This window comes from Cupriavidus sp. HY129, assembly GCF_059492215.1.
The window spans coordinates 1,265,439-1,284,475 of record NZ_CP083254.1 but is presented as its reverse complement, the minus strand read 5'-3'; the positions used below and the strand labels follow the sequence as shown (position 1 = coordinate 1,284,475).

Annotated in this window: 15 protein-coding genes; 3 read left to right on the top strand and 12 right to left on the bottom strand. The window is 64.2% G+C overall.

The features are described 5' to 3' along the window. Positions 1-15: 15 nt before the first annotated feature. The 3 genes from K6G35_RS05910 to K6G35_RS05900 all read right to left on the bottom strand — a co-directional run bounded on the left by K6G35_RS05910 (position 16) and on the right by K6G35_RS05900 (position 2,871). Positions 16-1,320, bottom strand: coding sequence for a TRAP transporter large permease (locus K6G35_RS05910; protein ID WP_008650516.1), 1,305 nt, complete (start codon positions 1,318-1,320; stop codon positions 16-18). Next, positions 1,317-1,907 (bottom strand): TRAP transporter small permease, encoded by a 591-nt coding sequence (locus K6G35_RS05905; protein ID WP_008650517.1) that lies wholly within the window; start codon positions 1,905-1,907, stop codon positions 1,317-1,319. Before K6G35_RS05905 ends, K6G35_RS05910 begins: the two co-directional genes overlap by 4 nt. A gap of 178 nt (positions 1,908-2,085) precedes the next feature. Beyond that, positions 2,086-2,871 carry an SDR family oxidoreductase gene (locus K6G35_RS05900; protein WP_008650518.1) on the bottom strand — a complete coding sequence of 262 codons (786 nt, stop codon included), beginning with the start codon at positions 2,869-2,871 and terminating at the stop codon, positions 2,086-2,088. A gap of 331 nt (positions 2,872-3,202) precedes the next feature. Between K6G35_RS05900 and K6G35_RS05895 the strand changes: the two genes are divergently transcribed. Next, positions 3,203-4,888, top strand: a complete 1,686-nt coding sequence (locus tag K6G35_RS05895; RefSeq protein WP_008650519.1) for an electron transfer flavoprotein-ubiquinone oxidoreductase — start codon at positions 3,203-3,205, stop codon at positions 4,886-4,888. Positions 4,889-4,996: 108 nt separating this feature from the next. On the opposite strand, the gene torA is transcribed toward K6G35_RS05895, so the two are convergent. From torA to K6G35_RS05875, 4 genes are all read right to left on the bottom strand, one after another. Next, entirely contained in the window at positions 4,997-7,474 is a 2,478-nt protein-coding gene (gene torA, locus K6G35_RS05890) for a trimethylamine-N-oxide reductase TorA (RefSeq protein WP_495676203.1), read from the bottom strand. Further along, a complete protein-coding gene (locus K6G35_RS05885) occupies positions 7,464-8,156 on the bottom strand; it encodes a TorD/DmsD family molecular chaperone (RefSeq protein WP_008650521.1) in 693 nt (230 codons plus the stop codon). Before K6G35_RS05885 ends, torA begins: the two co-directional genes overlap by 11 nt. After that, entirely contained in the window at positions 8,153-9,751 is a 1,599-nt protein-coding gene (locus tag K6G35_RS05880; RefSeq protein WP_040011227.1) for a c-type cytochrome, read from the bottom strand. Before K6G35_RS05880 ends, K6G35_RS05885 begins: the two co-directional genes overlap by 4 nt. A gap of 554 nt (positions 9,752-10,305) precedes the next feature. Then, positions 10,306-11,208, bottom strand: coding sequence for a flagellar brake protein (locus K6G35_RS05875; protein WP_008650523.1), 903 nt, complete (start codon positions 11,206-11,208; stop codon positions 10,306-10,308). Between the two features lie 304 nt (positions 11,209-11,512). Here K6G35_RS05875 and K6G35_RS05870 point away from each other — a divergent pair, with 304 nt between their 5' ends. Both K6G35_RS05870 and K6G35_RS05865 read left to right on the top strand, forming a co-directional pair. After that, positions 11,513-12,214, top strand: a complete 702-nt coding sequence (locus K6G35_RS05870) for a FadR/GntR family transcriptional regulator (protein WP_017514319.1) — start codon at positions 11,513-11,515, stop codon at positions 12,212-12,214. A gap of 33 nt (positions 12,215-12,247) precedes the next feature. Continuing rightward, positions 12,248-13,354, top strand: coding sequence for an NAD(P)/FAD-dependent oxidoreductase (locus K6G35_RS05865; protein WP_186425282.1), 1,107 nt, complete (start codon positions 12,248-12,250; stop codon positions 13,352-13,354). Between the two features lie 82 nt (positions 13,355-13,436). On the opposite strand, the gene K6G35_RS05860 is transcribed toward K6G35_RS05865, so the two are convergent. From K6G35_RS05860 to K6G35_RS05840, 5 genes are all read right to left on the bottom strand, one after another. Continuing rightward, positions 13,437-14,534 carry an MFS transporter gene (locus tag K6G35_RS05860; RefSeq protein WP_035881861.1) on the bottom strand — a complete coding sequence of 366 codons (1,098 nt, stop codon included), beginning with the start codon at positions 14,532-14,534 and terminating at the stop codon, positions 13,437-13,439. 83 nt (positions 14,535-14,617) lie between these two features. Then, positions 14,618-15,727, bottom strand: coding sequence for a chorismate synthase (aroC, locus tag K6G35_RS05855; protein ID WP_008650527.1), 1,110 nt, complete (start codon positions 15,725-15,727; stop codon positions 14,618-14,620). Between the two features lie 56 nt (positions 15,728-15,783). After that, positions 15,784-16,557: a glutathione S-transferase family protein gene (locus K6G35_RS05850; protein ID WP_008650528.1), complete on the bottom strand. Its 774-nt coding sequence runs from the start codon at positions 16,555-16,557 to the stop codon at positions 15,784-15,786. 2 nt (positions 16,558-16,559) lie between these two features. Then, positions 16,560-18,464 (bottom strand): MFS transporter, encoded by a 1,905-nt coding sequence (locus tag K6G35_RS05845; protein WP_495676202.1) that lies wholly within the window; start codon positions 18,462-18,464, stop codon positions 16,560-16,562. A 90-nt stretch (positions 18,465-18,554) separates the two neighbouring features. Continuing rightward, positions 18,555-19,010, bottom strand: coding sequence for a CBS domain-containing protein (locus tag K6G35_RS05840; RefSeq protein WP_008650530.1), 456 nt, complete (start codon positions 19,008-19,010; stop codon positions 18,555-18,557). Between the last annotated feature and the right edge of the window lie 27 nt (positions 19,011-19,037).

Sequence of the window (19,037 nt, the reverse complement as noted above, 5' to 3'; positions counted from 1 at the left end):
GTTTTCTCGTTCATATCAATAGCCCAGGTAGTCGGGCAGCCAGGTGGCCAGCGGCGGATAGGCCAGCACCATCAGCATGGCGACGAACATCGCCAGCAGCATCCAGATCACCCATGGCACGGTCTCTTCCATGCGCACGCGCGCGATGCGGCACGACACCATCAGGTTGACGGCCAGCGGCGGGGTGAACTGACCCAGCGCCACCTTGAGCGTAAGCACCACGCCAAACCATACCGGATTCCAGTGGAACGCGGTGGCGATGGGCAGCAGCAGCGGCACGAAGATCAGGAAGATCGAGATGCCGTCCAGGAACATGCCGACGGTCATCAGCAGCAGCACGATCAGCGCCAGCACGCCGTACTCGCCCAGTCCCGAATGCGCAATGGCATTGGCCAGCGGGTCGATCACGCCGAGCGTGGACAGCGCATAGGCGAAGATGCCGGCTAGCGCCACGACCAGCAGGATCACCGCCGATGTCTCGGCCGCCTCCTGGAAAATCGTGAACAGGTCGCGCACGCCGATGCTGCGATAGATCACCATGCCGACGAACAGCCCGTAGACCACGGCCACGACGGCGGCCTCGGTTGGCGTGAACCAGCCCGCGCGCATGCCACCCAGGATCAGGAACGGCGCCACCAGGCCCCATGCGGCCTCGCGCAGGCTCTTCCAGAACGGCGGGCGCGGCAAGCCGGCCTCGATATGCCCCATGTTGTGCTTGCGCGCCAGCCAGACGGCCGGAACGATCAACGCCACACCGGCCAGGATGCCCGGGATCATGCCGGCGGCAAACAGCGCGGGCACCGATGCGCCCGGCACCAGCACGCTGTAGATAATGAACGCCACTGACGGCGGAATCAGGATGTCCGTAGCCGCCGCCGCGCCAACCACCGCGGCGCTGTAGGAGCCCGGATAGCCCGCACGCGACATCGCCGCGATCATCACGCCCCCTACCGCTGCCGCGTTCGCGGGACCAGAGCCCGAGATGCCACCCAGGAACATCGCCACCAGAATAGCCACCAGCGGCAACATGCCCGGACCACGGCCCACGATCGCGATGGCGAACGTGACCAGTCGCTGCGCCACGCCGGAACGGTCGAAGATCGAACCGACCAGCACGAACATTGGAATGGCCAGCAGCGGGTACTTGGCAAGACCGGCATAGAAGTTCTGCGGCACGGCCAGCAGGCCGAACATCTGCGTATCGAGGTTCGACAGGCCGATGGCGATCAGACCGCCCAGCCCCAGCGACACGCCAATTGGCACGCCCAGCAGCATCAGGCCAATGAAAACCGCGAACAGAATGATGGCGATCAGCGTCATTGCGCACGCTCCCCATCGTTCATCAGGGCACGCAGCGCCCGGACATTGCGCAGGGCCAGAGCCAGCGCCCGCAGCGTTATCGCCATCGACAGAACAGGCAGCCAGACCGAGTACCACCAGCTCGGCACGCCGATGCCCGGCGATGTCTCACCGAACGTGTACTCGTCCCACGTGATCCGCACACCCAGCACGGCGAGGGCCAGGAACATGACCGCGACGGCCAGCGCCGAAACGATAGCCAGCCGCTTCTGCCGCGCGGCACTGCCACGCTCGAAGAAGAATTCGATACGGATATTGCGATCGCGCGCCACGGCGGCGCTGCCGGCCACCAGCGCCAGCACGATCATCAGGAAGACCGAGAACTCCTCGGTCCAGGCAAACGATTCGTCGGTGAAGTAGCGGACCACCACGTTAGCGAACGTGATGATTACCAACAGCCCCATCACGATCACGCCGATCCAGTCCTCGATACGCGGTGAAACCCGGAATTCGCTGTCCCGCGCTTCGTCGGCGGCTTCGGGAATGATCACCGAATCGACGACATGCTGCGGCACGGCGTCGCGCCGTGCCTGATTGTCTTGCTCCATCCTCCCCGGCCTCCGGTCCGGTCCCGAGGCGCTAACAAAACGATTCTGGCACCGTGGTACGGGCGCCATGGTCTCGCCGCGCCACCTTCCCTGCCCAGAACCGCTTCGCTTCGTTCTGTTAACGCCCCGGGGTGATTCTTATTTGGTTATTTATTCTTCTCGGTCCAATCCGGGAGGATCAGACCATGCCATCGTCGGCCGTGACCACCGCACCATTGATAAAGCGCGAGGCATCGGACGCCAGCAGCAGCAACAGGCCATCGAGGTCTTCGGGTTGGCCCAGGCGCTTGCGCGGCAGCATCTGGATCAGCTTCTGCCCCGCGTCGGTGTCCCAGTGGTGGTGGTTGATCTCGGTGTCGATATAGCCTGGGCAGATCGCGTTGGTATTGATACCGTGCCGCGCCCATTCCAGCGCCATCGCCTTGGTCATATGGACCACGGCTGCCTTGCTCATGCAGTAGACACCGATCTGCGACAGTACCTTGAGACCGGCCACAGACGCAATATTGACGATTCGCGCCTGGGGCAGCGGATTGCCCAGTTTTTCGGCGCCCTTGGCCCGCGCGATCATGCGCTTGGCCACTTCCTGGGCGACAAAGAACGCGCCACGCGTATTGGTATCGAAGACGAAATCGAAGTCGTCAGCGGTTACGTCGGTCAACTTCTGCGTGGTGGAAACGCCCGAATTGTTGACCAGGATGTCGATCGCGCCAGCCTCGGTTTCGGCGTGCGCCACGGCCGCCCGGATACTGTCCGGATCGGTCACGTCGAGCTGCACCACGTGCGCGCTGCCGCCGTCTGCCTCAATCGAGGCACGTAGCTCCTTGAGCCGTTCCACTCGGCGCGAAGCCAGTACCACCTTGGCCCCGGCGGCCGCCAGAACATTGGAAAAACGCGTGCCCAGGCCGCTTGACGCGCCGGTCACCAGCGCGACCTTGCCTTCCAGATTAATCGACAGACCCATAGTTACCTCGGTGTTTGGGGGGCGCCCGGCCCAGCCGGACGTGCGGCGCCGACGTTACATAGGCTGGCGGCCGCAGCTTACCAAAAAAAAGAACGGTCGTTCAAAAAAATATCTTGCCTGAGGGTGTCGAGTCCCGGACAATGCCGGAGATTCTAAGAACTTGGTCCCCAAAGCGAAAGGGGGAAATGCGGGAGACTTCGCAAAGCCCCGCAAATCCCTGCCAGTTTCTTGGAGCCCGATCACCGCATTCCCACAAACCGCAGCACCCGCACGACGGACTGCGACCCATGCGGCAGTATTGCCGCCCAGAAGAAACAGAGGGTAAGAGACAATGGATCAGCAACAGCTCGTCGAGCAGTTCGGCCCGCGAGAAGCCATGGAGTACGACGTCGTCATCGTTGGCGGCGGACCTGCAGGCCTCGCCACGGCTATTCGCCTGAAGCAACTGGCGCAAGAAAAAGGCGGCGACGTCAATGTCTGTGTGCTGGAGAAAGGCTCGGAGCCTGGCGCTCACATCCTGTCCGGCGCGATCATGGATCCGCGCGCGCTTACTGAACTGATCCCGAACTGGAAGGAACTCGGCGCGCCGCTGAACCAGCCGGTAACGGAAGACAAGTTCCTGTTCCTGAACGAATCCGGCTCCAAGGGCACCCCGCCGGCGCTGCTGCCAGAGTGCTTCCACAACCACGGCAACTACATCGTCAGCCTGTCGAACTTCGTTCGCTGGATGGGCCAGCAAGCCGAGGCGCTGGGCGTAGAAATTTTCCCGGGCTTCCCGGCCGCCGAAGTCCTGTACAACGAGGACGGCTCGGTCAAGGGCGTGGCCACGGGCAACATGGGTATCAGCAAGGAAGGCGAGCCCACCGAGAACTTCCAGCTCGGCATGGAGCTCCACGCCAAGTACACGATCTTCGCCGAGGGCGCGCGTGGCCACCTGGGCAAGCAGATCATCGCCAAGTACAAGCTCGACGCCGGCAAGGACCCGCAAAGCTACGGCATCGGCCTGAAAGAACTGTGGGAAATCGATCCGGCCAAGCATAAGCCCGGTCTGGTGGTGCACACGGCCGGCTGGCCGCTCGACCCCGCAACTTACGGCGGCTCGTTCCTCTATCACATGGAGGACAACAAGGTCGCAGTGGGCTTCGTGGTTGGCCTGGACTACACGAACCCGTGGCTGTCGCCGTTCGAGGAATTCCAGCGCTTCAAGACGCACCCGGAAATCCGCGCTTACTTTGAAGGCGGCAAGCGTATCGGCTATGGCGCCCGCGCGATCACCGCCGGCGGCCTGCTGTCGCTGCCGAAGACCGTGTTCCCGGGTGGCGCACTGGTGGGTTGCGACGCCGGCTACCTGAACGCCTCGCGTATCAAGGGCAGCCACGCTGCGATCAAGACTGGCATGCTGGCCGCCGAGGCCGCCTACGACGCGCTGCAGGGCGGCCGTCAGCACGACGAACTGACCGCCTACCCCGCCGCGTTCGAATCGAGCTGGCTCCACAAGGAACTGCTGCAAGCGAAGAACTTCAAGCAGTGGTTCAAGAAGGGCCGCACCACCGCCACGCTGATGACCGGTATCGAGCAATGGCTGCTGCCGAAGCTTGGCATCCGCAACCCGCCCTGGACCCTCCACCGCGAAAAGCCGGACCACGTGTACCTGAAGCCGGCCGCCGAGTGCGAGAAGATCGTCTATCCGAAGCCGGACGGCAAGCTCACGTTCGATCGTCTGTCGTCGGTGTTCATCAGCAACACGAACCACGAAGAAAACCAGCCCGCGCACCTGACGCTCAAGGACGCGAGCGTGCCGGTGAACATCAACTGGGAAAAGTACGCCGGCCCCGAGTCGCGCTACTGCCCGGCTGGCGTGTACGAGTTCGTGCAGAACGATGACGGCAAGGAGCGCCTGCAGATCAACGCGCAGAACTGCGTGCACTGCAAGACTTGCGACATCAAGGACCCGACGCAGAACATCGTGTGGGTCACGCCGGAAGGTGGCGGCGGCCCGAACTACGTGGGCATGTAAGACGCCTGCCGCCCGAGACAAGATCAGGCGGCATTGCACGGCAAGGAAAACGCCGGCCATTGGCCGGCGTTTTCTATTGGGCGAACCTTCTTTTGGGCGAACCGCGACTCAGGCGTCACCCCCACGCGGCGCCTTGAACACCTCGACGGCAGGTGCCGGTCCCCGGTACTTCTCGACGTCGGCCATGGCCGTGTGTCCGCAATTGCCTTGCGCCAGCTTCGAGGTACCGATGCCAGTCGTCAGGTTGTTGACGTCGCCATATCGGCACAGCGTCCCGGGCTTGCCTGGCTCTGCAGGGTCGTACCACCCGCCTTCGCACACGCGGATAACGCCACGGCGTATGTCATCAGTTAGCCTGACGCCTACCAGCATCTGCCCGCGATCATTGAACACACGTACGATGTCGCCATCGGCAATCCCACGGGTCTTGGCATCTTCCGGATGCATCAGGCACGGCTCGCGTCCCTTGATGGCATAGCTCCCGCGCAGCACCGTGCCGCACAACTGCGAATGCAGGCGACTTCTGGGGTGGCTGCTGTCGACGTGCAACGGATACCTGGTCGTGGGTCCACCCAGCCGTTCCAGCGGCTCCATCCAGGTGGGATGAGGCGGGCAATCGTCGTATTTCATGCGTGCGATGTTCGACGAGTAGATCTCGATCCGTCCCGAGGGCGTGCCGAGCGCGTTGAGCAGCGGGTCATCGCGGAACTCCTTGTGCCGGATGTAACCCTTCGCCTCCTCGCCGATCGGGAACGCCAGCGGCTTGTTGCTGTTCCAGAACACCTCGAACACCGGAATTTCCATGCGCTTACCGCGTGCCTGAACGCGCGCCGCTTCGTAGAACGTTCGAATCCAGGCCATGTCGTCGCGCCCCTCGGTGAACGCCTTGCCGGTACCCATCCGCTCGCAGATCGCCGCGAAAATGTCGTAGTCGTCGCGCGCTTCGAACAATGGGGCCACCACCTTGCGCATCGCCAGGATGTGGCTCATCGAGTAGTCGCCAATACCTTCGATGTCATTGCGCTCGTAGCTCGTCGTGCACGGAAGCACGATGTCCGCATGACGCGCGGTGGCTGTCCACTGGAAGTCCTGCACGATGAACGTATCGAGCTTGCGCCACGCCTTGATCATCCGGTTGCGATCCTGATGATGCATGAACGGATTGCCACCGACCCAGTAGGCCAACCGGATGTCAGGGTACTTCGAGCGCTTGCCGTTGAAGTCGTACGGCTTGCCGGGATTCTCGAGCATCTCGACGATGCGCGAGACCGGTATCGTCTCCGTCCCGCCCGCTTCGAGCCACTCCGATCCCGGCGGCGGCTTCGCACCGCCGACGATACCCGGCAGCACTGGCCCGGTAGCCGTGGGGCTGCCGCCATTGGCATAGTGATAGGTGAAGCCATAGCCCCCACCGGGCAATCCGATCTGCCCCAGCATCGACGCCAGCGTCACCAGCATCCAGTGTGACTGCTCGCCATGATGCTGGCGCTGAATGGACCACCCTGCCGCCAGCATCGTGCGCTTCGAAGCGAATCGACGCGCGAGATCGCGGATCGTCTCCGCAGGTATCTCGCAGATGCTCGCCGCCCACTCCGCATTCTTGGCCACGCCATCGGACTCCCCCGTCAGATAGGGAACGAATCGATCGAAGCCGGTGGTATAGCGGGCCAGGAACTTCGCATCGTGCAGCTTTTCCGTGTACAGCGTATGCGCGATCCCGAGCATCATCGCGACATCGGTATGCGGGCGCGGCGCCAGCCATTCGGCATCGAAATAGCGACAGGTGTCCGTTCGCACCGGATCAATGCAGATCACCTTTACGCCCTTGCTCTTCAATGCTTCCATGCCAGGATAGGCGCCATGGTCAGGCACCTGCCAGCCGATCTGGTTCGTGACCATCGGATCGGCCGCCCAGAAGACCATCAGTTCCGTATGCTCGGCCAGCACCGGCCACGCGGTAGGTTGCTCGTAGACGTCGATCGATCCCACCACGTAAGGCAGGATCACCTGTGCCGCGCCGGTCGAGTAGTCCCCGCTGCGACTGACGAATCCGCCGTTGACGGTCAGCGCGCGTGCCAGCAACGTCTGGCAATTGTGCAGTTTGCCGGGACTCTTCCAGCCATAGGAGCCACCGAAGATCGAGGTCGGGCCGTGTTTCTTTCGCACACGCACCAGCTCCGCAGCCACGAGATCGAGCGCCTTCTCCCAACTGACCCGAACGAAATCGCCCTTGCCGCGCCCTTCGGGATCGGCGCCGGGCCCCCGTTCAAGCCAGGCCCGGCGCACCATCGGATGGCGGATGCGCGTCGGTGAGTACATCGAGTCCAGCACACCGGGCAGTTGATGCGATGGCTTCGGGTCCTTCTCCCACGGCCGGACGCCCGTTACCCGGCCATCGTCCACACGCATGTAGAACGCCCCCCAGTGCGATCCAGTCAGGACCTCGCGACTGCCCGCCGTCGCCGCCCGCGCACCCGACGCCAGTAGCGTGGCCCCAGTGGAACCTAACGCACCCGCGGCCAGCGCGCCCTGGATAAAGCGCCGGCGAGACATGTTCGTGTCCGACTTCCCAAATTCATTCGACATGGTGACTCCCGTCTTGTCCATCGATCACGGAGACGAGGTGGGGCTGACCATCGGGCCCCGGCGCCTCCAGCAGATTCAGATTGCCCAGCAGCCGCGCCAGCCCGCCATAGAAACCGTCCGGGTCCAGCGCGATACATTCGTCGATCAATGCCGGCATCCAGCCTGCCAGCCGCGCCCGCATCAAACCCTCGCCGGTGAGGTGACCCTTGCGCAACAGCGCCGCAAGGAGCGCGAGTTCGATCGATATATGGTCAGAGGCTTCGCGCGTGGCGCCGAGGCCCATCCTGAATTGCCGCAGCAGCGCATCCATCTCGCCTGCGGCGCGGCCGTACAGCCTCGGCTGCACCGGCACCTCGCAGTCGGCAACTGCATAGGTACTCTCATAAAGTGATACGGCAGGATTGCCGCAAACGCCTTCGAACAACCGCGTGTAGCTGACGGACAAATCCGCAGCCACGGTGTCCGCTGGCTTGCAAGGGTCCAGCGCCCTGCGAATCTGGAGCATGGCGGCATGACTCGACCATTCCGCCGCAATGGCGCCGAGAACCGCGCAACCCTCCGGCGAGCGCAATCGCGCGATCTGGTTCCCGGTCGGTGGCGCCACCAGCAAGCCCGCAATCCATTCGAGCACCAGCGTCACCGTCACGTCCGGGATTCCGCTCTCTTCCGTGGCACTCGTCATGGATGGCTACCCTTCGACGACGTACCGACGTCCTTCGAGTGATACTGCAGCCACGACAGCAGCAACCGGTACTCGGCATCGTCCAGCGACGTGTAGCGCTTCATGGCGCCGAGCGTCCCGATCCATTGGTTCGCGAGGAAATCCTCGCTGTGCGGCAGTGCGTGGCACGTGGCGCAAGACGCGCGATACGTTTCATCGCTGTGATGCCAGAGTTGTGCGAGATCCGCCGACAATCCCTTCTGAGCGATCCATACCTCCAGACTGACCTGATGCCACTGCTGGCCCGTATGCTCGTCCTCGATCGACGACAAACGCTTCACCCTGGCAATCGCCTCGGGCGACAGCACGGCCTGCAGGATCCGTTGCCCCTGGAGCGCGTAGACCGCGCTGTCCGAGCCATCGAGTTGCCAGCCGTCGACGCGTACCCGCATCCGGCCCCCGTCTCTCGACAGGACGGCAACCTTTGTGGCGCCAAGCAGCTTGCCATCCTCGGCCGTGCCGCTCGCCTCCAGCGTGAACGGCGCGGGAGAAACGACGTAGAGCGCATCGCTCTTGCCGATCACATCGGGCGATGCCAACAGCGCAGCCAGTTTCGAGGGCCCCGCCGCCGCATGGGCAGCCGGGAGCATGATCACCTCTGCCGTGCGGTTCGGCTTCGGCGCACCAGCGTTCGGTGCTTCGACGGCCGGCACAGACTTCAGGTACTCGGCCATCGCCAGTCGATCCTCGTGCGAAAGCCGCGCGGTGTTCTCGATGACCTCTTTCATGTCGCCGCCAGCCTTCATGCCGATCGGGCCGACACCGTCTTCAAGATAGCGCGCGATATCGTGCACGGACCAGTACCCGATGCCCGTCTCATCGGGCGTGATATTTGGGATGTATCCAGTGCCTTCGGGATTGGGACCCCCGGAGAAACGTTTCGAGAATGGCACGGCACCCGCCACGTTGCGCGGAGAGTGGCATTCCACGCAATGGCCCACGCCTTCCACCAGATACCTGCCGCGCCGCCAGAGTTCACTCTTGTCCGCCGCAACCTCCGGCAACGGTTTGCCATCGAGGAAAGCCAGCCGCCACAGGCCGACGCCGCGCCGCATCGAAAACGGGAATCTGAGTTCGTGATCGGGTATCGTGCCGGCCACCGGCTGCAGCGACTGCATGTAGGCGAACAGGTCGCGCAGGTCATTGGCCGTCATGCGTTGGTACGACGTATAGGGGAAGGCCGGATAGGCATTGCCCTTGCCAGGGATGACCCCCTCCCGCATGGCCATGATGAACTGCTCCAGCTTCCATTGGCCGATACCGTCGTTCGGATGCGACGAGATATTCGGCATGTGGAACGTGCCGAACGCGGTCTCGAGCGAACGTCCGCCGCCGAGCAGCGTATCGTCGCCCTTGCCTACCGACGCGTGGCATGTCGCGCAGTCGCCAGCGACGAACATGACACGTCCGTTTTTCAAGTCGGGGGGAGATGCGTCAGGCAGGTCACGTGACGCGTGCAGCAATCTCCAGGTGGTGGGAGCGGTAAGCGCGAGGAAGACAACGATGCCAATCGCCACGATTGCCGTGACGACGCGCAGGGACCATTTGCTTTTCATGTTTGACGACCTCTGTTGGGGAAACCCAAGTCGTCCATCACGCTACGCTTGCGAAAACGTGCGTGAATTGATGCTCGACAATCGAGCGTTAACGATGGCAGTTTGGTACAGACTCGATTCGCGATCCGCTAACAGGCCGCACTGTCGAGCGGCGCCCGGACAGCGTTATGGTTTGTTCGGCGGTCGATTCCACGGTGCCGCCTTAACAACGCCGACTACCTGAAGTCGAACCCCACGCTCAAGAATGCATGGAGGCCGACGGCACCTGATGTGCCTTGTGCCCATGCCACGGGCTGCCATATCGAAGTCGTTGGTACTACGCCGCGCCCGCTTGTTCAAGGCCTGTTCAAGGCCAGGTCGGGTCCAGGCGGGATGTCGACGCCCACCAGTGACGGCAATGCGCCGACACCAGCCCACAGTCTCGGCCGATGACGCGGATGGCACGGCGACGGCTACCGCCACGTCGCCATCCATCGTGCCATGCACCGGCGGCTGCAGGGTTCACTAGCCAAAGTACGCGCGTGCATTGCAGCGCGTCTCGATTCAGAACCGCGTCAAACCGGCATGCAGGTGGTGGCCAGCAACTGCTCGTAGATGAAGCATTGCAGCAGCGTCAACTCGCGCTCCCCCAGCGCATCGAATGCCACGCCGAAGGCCGGGAATTCGTCATCGTCCTGCGAAGCCGCGCTGCGCACCGTGCCGTCGATGATCACTTCGGCATCGAGCGAAGCCGTCTTCAGACGAAAGCGCAGACGCACCTTCTGACCCACGGCAGGGGCCAGGGAGGATGTCTGCACAAGTGCCCCGCCGGTGCTGAGATCGGACAGCACGCCCAGCCGCGCCATCCCTTGGCTCATACGATCATCCATGCCGGCATTGGACGGCTGACCATCCTCGTCCGCGCCTTCGGTCAGATACGCCGCCAATCGCGTAGGCACACGCGCCGCACGCCGCACGGGCATCTGCTCGGTCTGCGCCGGCGCCGACAGCACCAGATACCGGAACGGGCTGCGGCAGACCGCCGTGATCGTCGAGGTGAAGCTGTGGATGGCCTGGCCCGAGAAGCCGCGTAGCAGCAAGGGCTCGCCGGCCTGCAGCATCAGGTCCCGCCCCCCGAGTGTTGGCCACGTGATGAACAATCCCTGATCGACAAACCCGATCAGGCGGCTGGCGGCGGCGCGCGACTTCTCGCCTGGCGTCTTCACGTGCAGCAGCGTGCCAACCTGCAAGCCGAGCGGGCCAGCGGAGAGGCGCGAAGCGGTTTGCACCTCGGGTTCGTTGCCGGCTTCGGGTATGTCATCTGGCCGGCAGACCTGTCCGTGGCGGAAGACCAGGGCCAGGTCGCGGGCGTCGGGAATGATGCTGCCGCTGTCGAGCATCAGGTTGCCCTGCTCGTCGAGCAGCGACCAGGGTAATGGCTGCCCCACTGGCAGGTCCTGGGGAGATAGCAGAATCATGGTGTGAACGCGGCTCCATGAGATGCGCCGGGACCGGACGAGCGGAAATGCGGCGCGATGCATGTATGAAAGGCGGCCGTGCCAAACCGATGGACTCCCGGCCCTTGAAGGCTGCTATCGGCCAATGTGACGAAACCTTGACCCTTCCGAGCGCACGCGCCCCGGCAGACAGCACACCTCAGTTAGCGGGCGATCATCGGCCACCTGTAGCGCACGGGCAGCTTGACGCTTGACGCGGCTCAATCATCGCTGCAGAATCAGCCACTTGCGCAAAGCTGTCTGACAGCCTGACATATCAATTCCAATGAATCGTCTCTCCCGCCCCGCCTCCCTTGCCAGCCGCATCGCCCAGGCGCTGCGCGACGATATCGCCGCCGGACGCTTTGCCGCTGGCGCCCGGTTGCCGGCCGAGGCCACGCTGGCGGAGACGTTCGATGTAAGCCGGCCGATCGTGCGCGAAGCCATCGCCCTGCTGAAGGCCGACGGGATACTGGTCACCCGCAAGGGGTCCGGCGCCTATGTCTCCGAGACACCGGGCGGGCAAGTCTGGCGCGTAGCCAGCGCCCCGGACGGCGGCCCGACGCTGGTTCAGCTATTCGAATTACGACGCGTAGTGGAAACCGCATGCGCCGAAATGGCGGCCGCGCGCCGCACCGATGCCGATCTGGTCGCGATCCGTGCCGCACTGGCCACGATGAAGACCCACGCCACAGACTTCCCGAGCGCGGCCGCCGCCGACATTGCGTTCCACCACGCAATTGCCCAAGCCGCCCACAACCCCTGCTTTACCGGGCTAACGGATTTCGTCAGCCAGCAATTGCTCGTGGCGCGCCAGCACGCCTGGGAGAACAGCGCCCGCCTCGGCGCATTGCATGGCACACCACGCGCTGCCGACGCAGAGCATGCAGCCCTGGTCGAGGCCATCGCGGCCGGCGACCCCTCGGCGGCCCGCGCGGCGGCCACCGCCCACCTGTCCGCCGCCGCTGCGCGGATGGGCCTCGACTGAACAACAGATATCAGAGCAACAAGGAGCAGAGAGATGGAACAAGTAGATTGCGTCGTGATCGGCGCTGGCGTGGTCGGTCTGGCCGTTGCGCGCGCGCTGGCGTTGCAGGGCCGCGAGGTCATCATTCTCGAGGCCGAGAACGCGTTCGGCACGATTACGAGCGCGCGCAACAGCGAGGTGATCCACGCCGGCATCTACTATCCCGCGGGGTCGCTCAAGGCCGAACTGTGCGTGCGCGGCAAGGCGATGCTCTACGACTACTGCGCCAGCCACCATGTCGCCCATCAGCGCTGCGGCAAGCTGATCGTGGCCACCAGCACCGCCCAGGTGGCCACGCTGGAAGGCATCCGCGCCAAGGCCGCCGCCAACGGCGTGCATGACATGCAACTGCTGACGCGCGACGAAGCGCGGGCGATGGAACCCCAGCTCGAATGCGAAGCCGCCCTGCTCTCACCTTCCACCGGCATCATCGACAGCCACGGCCTGATGACCGCGCTGCTTGGCGATGCCGAGCGGGCCGGCGCGATGCTGGCCGTGCAGTCGCCGGTGCTGTCGGGCGCGGTGACGCCGGACGGCATCCGGCTCGAGGTCGGTAGCGATGATGGATCGACCGTGCTGCTCGCCCGCACGGTCGTCAATTCGGCGGGGCTGACCGCGCCGGATCTGGCACGCCGCATCGACGGCATTCCGCCCGAACATATCCCGCCGCAGTACTACGCCAAGGGCTGCTATTTCACGCTCGCCGGCCGCGCCCCGTTCTCGCGGCTGATCTATCCGGTGCCCGAAGCAGCCGGGTTGGGCGTGCATCTGACGCTAGACATGGGGGGGCAGGCACGCTTCGGCCCCAACGTGCGCTGGATCGACGAGATCGAATACAGCGTGCCGCCGCACGATGCAGACAGCTTCTACGACGAAGTCCGCCGCTACTGGCCCGGCCTGACCGACGGCGCGCTGCAGCCGGGTTATGCCGGCATCCGGCCGAAGATCAGCGGCCCGACGGAAGTTGCGGCCGATTTCCGGATCGACGGGCCTCTGACGCATGGCGTGCCGGGGCTGGTGAACCTGTTCGGCATCGAGTCGCCCGGGCTGACATCGTCGCTGGCGATCGCGGAACGCGTGGCAGGGTTGCTGGAGAACTGATGGTTTGCACCCCTATTCCGCGCGCGGTGTAGAGACCGGAGAGGGGTGCGTGTAGTGCCGGACATCCGTCAGATCGACAATCTCAGGCCCGTTCGGCCTCCCCACGAAAACTCATCGCGGCGCATCCCGCGCCAATCAGCGCCGCCAGCGCCGCCAGCCCGAACGTGTGCATCGGCGCGAGCGTCTTCCACGTCCAGCCCATCGCCAGACCGCCGAGCGTGCCGCCGACGCCATAGGAAATCCCGGTGTACAGCGCCTGCCCCCGACCCTGCAACGGGCCAGCGAACCAGCGCTGCAGGCGCTTGAGGCTGGCACTGTGGTGCGCGCCAAAGGTGGCTGCGTGCAGGATCTGCACTAGCGCCATCAGCCAGGCGTACTGCGCGAAGTAGCCGGTCAGGCCGAAACGCAGCGCGGCCAGCACGAATGTGCCAGCCAGAATTGTGCGCAGCGCCAGCGCGCCGAACAGCTTGCCCTGATAGAAGAAGAACACGATCTCGGCCACCACGCCGATGGTCCACATCACGCCAATCGCGAACTTGCTGTAGCCAAGCTGTTCCAGATAGAGCGAGTAGAAGACGTAAAGCGCCGCGTGAGCGAACATCATCAGGAAGGCCGATGCCAGGAACCAGGCCACATCGGGCCGCAGCAGCAGCGGCAGCGCCGGTGGGGGTGTCGCGCGCGGGCCCTCGTCGGGCGCGTCGCGCATGCCGAAGACCACCAGCGCGAACAGCGCCAGCATCGTGCTGGCCAGCCACGGAAACGCCGGCATGCCGAAGCGCTCAAACAGCGCGCCGCCCGTCAGCACCGCGGCGATAAAGCCGATCGAGCCGAACATCCGCACACGCCCATAGCGATGGTCGAACGCACCGTGGCGGCGCAGCGTCGAGATCGTCAGCGCGTCGCCCAGCGGCGACATGGCGCTCGTGATCAGGTTGAGCCCGATCATCATCGCCATCATGCCGCCGTAGCTCTGGATACCGGGCACGGTCAGGAACGCCAGCAATGCCGTGACCGCGGCCAGCCGCAACAGCTTCACGCGTGTGTGCATCACGTCCGAGAGCCAGCCCCACAGATACGGGCCCACGATGCGGGATAGCTGGAAACAGGCCATCAGCACGCCGATTTGCACCGGCGAATAGCCCCGGTCGGCGAAAAACAGGCTGACGTACGGCGATATCACGCCGACGTAGCCGTAATAGCCGAGATAGAAGAGTCCGAAACGGAAATAGGTCCCCGGGTCGATCGACCCGGAAACGCGGGTGCTCAGGATTTGCCCGGTGCTTGCGCCGGGATGCGCGGGGTGTCGACGCGGACGTCACCGCATTGGGCGCGATGCCGCAATGCGTGGTCCATCAGCACCAGCGCGAGCATGGCTTCGGCGATCGGTGTGGCGCGGATGCCGACGCACGGGTCGTGGCGGCCGAACGTTTCCACGCTGGCCGGGCTGCCAGCCTTGTCGATCGACTCACGTGCGGTACGGATGCTCGACGTCGGCTTGATCGCCAGCGATACCTTGATGTCCTGTCCCGTGGAAATCCCGCCGAGCACGCCACCCGAGTTATTCGTGCGGAACCCCTCCGGCGTCAGTTCGTCGCCATGCACGGTGCCGCGCTGGGACACGCTGTCGAAGCCAGCGCCGATCTCGACGCCCTTGACCGCGTTGATGCCCATCATTGCATGCGCGATATCGGCGTCGAGCTTGTCGAACAGCGGCTCGCCCAGACCCACCGGCACATGGCTGGCCACCACTTCGATACGCGCGCCGACGGAGTCGCCATCGCGGCGCAACGCATCCATGTAGGTTTCCAATTCGGGAACGATATCGGCGTTCGCGGCGAAGAACGGGTTCTCCGGCACGTATTTCCAGTCGGAGAACGGCACTTCGACCTCACCGAGCTGCGACATGTAGCCACGAATCTCGGTGCCGTACTGCTCATTCAGCCATTTCTTAGCGATTGCCGCGGCGGCCACCACGGGCGCGGTCAGGCGCGCCGACGAGCGGCCACCACCGCGATAGTCGCGGATACCGTACTTGTGCCAGTAGGTGTAGTCGGCATGGCCGGGGCGGAACGTCTCGACGATGTTGCCGTAGTCCTTGCTGCGCTGGTCGGTGTTGCGGATCAGCAGGCAGATTGGCGTGCCCGTGGTCTTGCCTTCGAATACGCCGGACAGGATCTCCACCTGGTCCGCTTCCTGGCGCTGCGTCACGTGGCGCGACGTGCCGGGCTTGCGGCGGTCCAGATCGATCTGGATATCGGCTTCGGTCAGCGACATCCCCGGCGGGCAGCCATCCACTACCGCGCCGATGGCCGGCCCGTGCGATTCGCCGAACGTGGTAACTGTGAAAAGCAGGCCGAGAGTATTGCCAGACATGATCGAAACCGCACAGGAATTGGGGACGGCCTACATTGTACGGCTATTTTGCAGGGCTATTGCTGCCCGAAAGCCGCCTCGGGCCGGCCTGCCGTGGCGGCGGAGGCTGGCGCGAAGACCCCGCTACCCTGGAAATCGGGGTAGTACCGGGCCCGCATCCGGGCCATATAGGCAATCAGGTTCGGATGTGACTCGGCCGCGGCGCGAATCGGCGTCTCGAATACCGGGGACAGCAGGCTGGCCGCGAATGCGAACAGCGTGGCGTCCGCGCCGCATGGGTTGTTTCCCATCAGGTAGGGCTTGTCACCAAGGATGTCGGTGATCGCCTTGATGCCCTGCACCGCCATCGCCGTCATGTCCTGCTCGCTATGCCGGCCAAGGCCCTGCGCCCAGAGCATCTGCCGCACCTTGCGGCGTACCAGCACCTTGACCAGGCCTCGCAACGGCCCCGGCACGACGTTGAAGAACTGCGCCGGACCGCGCTCGAAGTTGTCACGCTCCAGCCAGCGCACACGCGCCACCGCCCAATAGAGGTTGTCCTCCATGAGCTTTTCCACGGCCCAGGCGGTGCCCCGCTCGGCCGGGCTCAGTCCTTCGTCGAAATCGACGTGGTACGTCTTCTCGATATGCCAGCGGATCAGCGTCGAGTCCGCGACGATCCGGCCCATGTCGTCCAGGTACGGCAACTTGCCCTTGGGCGCGCGCCGCAGGTTGCCGCGCGCGGTCTGGTACGGCAGGCCAGCCATCTTCAGCAGCAACTCGGCCTTCATGACGAACGGGCTCGCATCGGGCAGGCCGAACGACGGGCCGAACGTGAAGAGCGTGATCATGGCTATTTCCAGTCGCCGCGCAGCGCGAGCACCATTTGTTGAAGACTTTCCGGCGTGGCCGCTTCGGGCGGCACCGGCTCACCAACCACCAGTTCCAGCTTGCTCAGGATGCCGCGCCGGAACGGACGGGTCATCGCCGGCGCGCCCTTGCGCGAGAAGAAGCTGCCCCAGAGCCCGCGCAACGCCATTGGCACCACCGGCACCGGCGTTCGCTCAATGATCTGGCGCACACCGCTCTTGAACGGATTGACGTCGCCAGTGGCTGTGATCTTGCCTTCGGGGAAGATGCAGACGAGGTCGCCATCGGCCAGCGCGGCCGCCACGGTGTCGTAGGCGCGCGCCAGCATCTCCGGGTTTTCATGCGCGGGTGCGATCGGAATCGCCTTGGCCTGCCGGAAGAACCACGACAGCAACGGCACCTTGAAGATGTTGTGGTCCATCACGAAGCGCACCGGCCGGGGGCTGGCCGCCATCAGCACCACCGCATCGGCAAAGCTGACATGGTTGCAGACCAGCACCGCCGCCCCCTCCTCCGGGATGCGTTCGGCGTTGATGCGGCGCAGGCGGTAAATCGTATGCACCAGCACCCAGGCGATGAAACGCAGCAGAAACTCCGGCACTAGCGTGTAGATGTAGATCGCCACCACGGCGTTGAGCAGCCCCACCACCAGGAACAGTTGCGGAATGGTGTAGCCGGCCTGGGTCATGTACACGCCCAGCAGCGAGGCGCCGATCATGAAGAAGCTGTTCAGGATGTTGTTGGCCGCGATGATCCGCGCGCGGTGCGTGGGCGCGGACCGGCTCTGGATCAGCGCATAGAGCGGCACGCTGTAGAAGCCGCCGAACATCGCCACGCCGAACAGATCCACCAGCACACGCCAGGTACCCGGCTGAGCCAGGAAGCCGGGGATACCGTTCAGCGAGGCGCCGGCGGCGAGCCCGTTCGACGCCAGGTACAGATCGACGGCGAACACCGTCATGCCGATCGAGCCAAACGGCACCAGGCCAATCTCCACGTGACGCCCGGACAGCCGCTCGCACAGCAGCGACCCGGTGCCGATCCCGATCGAGAATACGGCCAGCAGCAGCGTCACCACGTTCTGATCGCCGCCCAGCACGTCCTTGGCGAAGCTGAAGAACGAGGTCAGGAATGTCGCCCCGAGGAACCAGAGCCACGAAATGCCGAGCAGGCTCAGGAACACCACGCGACGCTCGCGCGCGAGCATGAGGTTGCGCCAGGTCTCGGTGAACGGGTTCCAGTTGATGCGGAGGTCCGGCTGCGGAGCGGGCGACAGGGGGACGCCCTGCGACACCGCCCGCCCCGCCACGGCGATAGCCACACAGGCGATACCGACGTACAGCGGACCGATCACGGTGCCATCGCCGCGCGCGATGCCGGCCATCTCGCCGCCAAGCAGCGTGCCGAACAGAATGGCCACGAACGTGCCCATTTCCACCAGACCGTTGCCGCCGACCAGTTCGGTCTGGTCCAGATGCTGCGGCAGATAGGCGAATTTGACCGGGCCGAACAGGGTCGAATGCAGCCCCATCAGGAACGTGCCGAGGTACAGCAGTGTGGCGCTGTGCAGGTAGAAGCCGGCCAGCCCGACCAGCATGATCGCGATCTCCAGCGACTTGACCAGCCGGATCAGCTTCGATTTTTCGATCTTGTCGGCAATCTGGCCACTCGTGGCGGAGAACAGCACGAACGGCGCGATGAAGATCGCCGAAATCAGGAATGCCGCGCTGTGGGGGTCGACACCCTCGAACAACGTGGCATGGTAGGTAACCAGGGACGTGAAAGCGACCTTGAAGACGTTGTCGTTCATCGCCCCAAGGAACTGCGTCCAGAAGAACGGCGCAAACCGGCGCGCGCCAAGCAGGCGAAACTGGCTTTGTTGGCTCATGAGCAGCGTTTCTTATTGACCCCGGTTACCCGCCGGGGCATCAGGCCGCCGCCATCATACCTGCAAGGGGCGCCAGGACTGCCGAGGGGATCAGCCGGCGCGCTCTTCCTTCTCTTCGGGCCAATCGCGGATATAGGCCTTGAGCATCTTGTTCTCGAAGCTCTGCTCTTCCACCACGGATTTGGCTACGTCGTAGAACGAGATCACGCCCATCAGTGTGCGATTGTCGAGTACTGGCAGGTAACGGGTGTGGCGCTCCAGCATCATGCGGCGCACTTCGTTGACATCGGTCTCGGGGGTGCAGGTCAGCGGCGCGTCGTCCATGAGCTTGCGGATGCTGTGGGTGCCCAGCGTGCCGTTGTTGGCGGCCATTGTCTCGATGATCTCGCGGAAGGTCAGCATCCCGACGAGATCGCCGTATTCCATCACCACCAGCGAGCCAATGTCGTGCTCGGCCATCGCCTGGACGGCCTGCATCAGTGGCGTATCCGGCGTGACGGTAAAGAGCGTGTTGCCCTTGAGTTGCAGGATATCGCTGACTTTCATGATGGTGTCTCCGCTGCTTTGCGTATT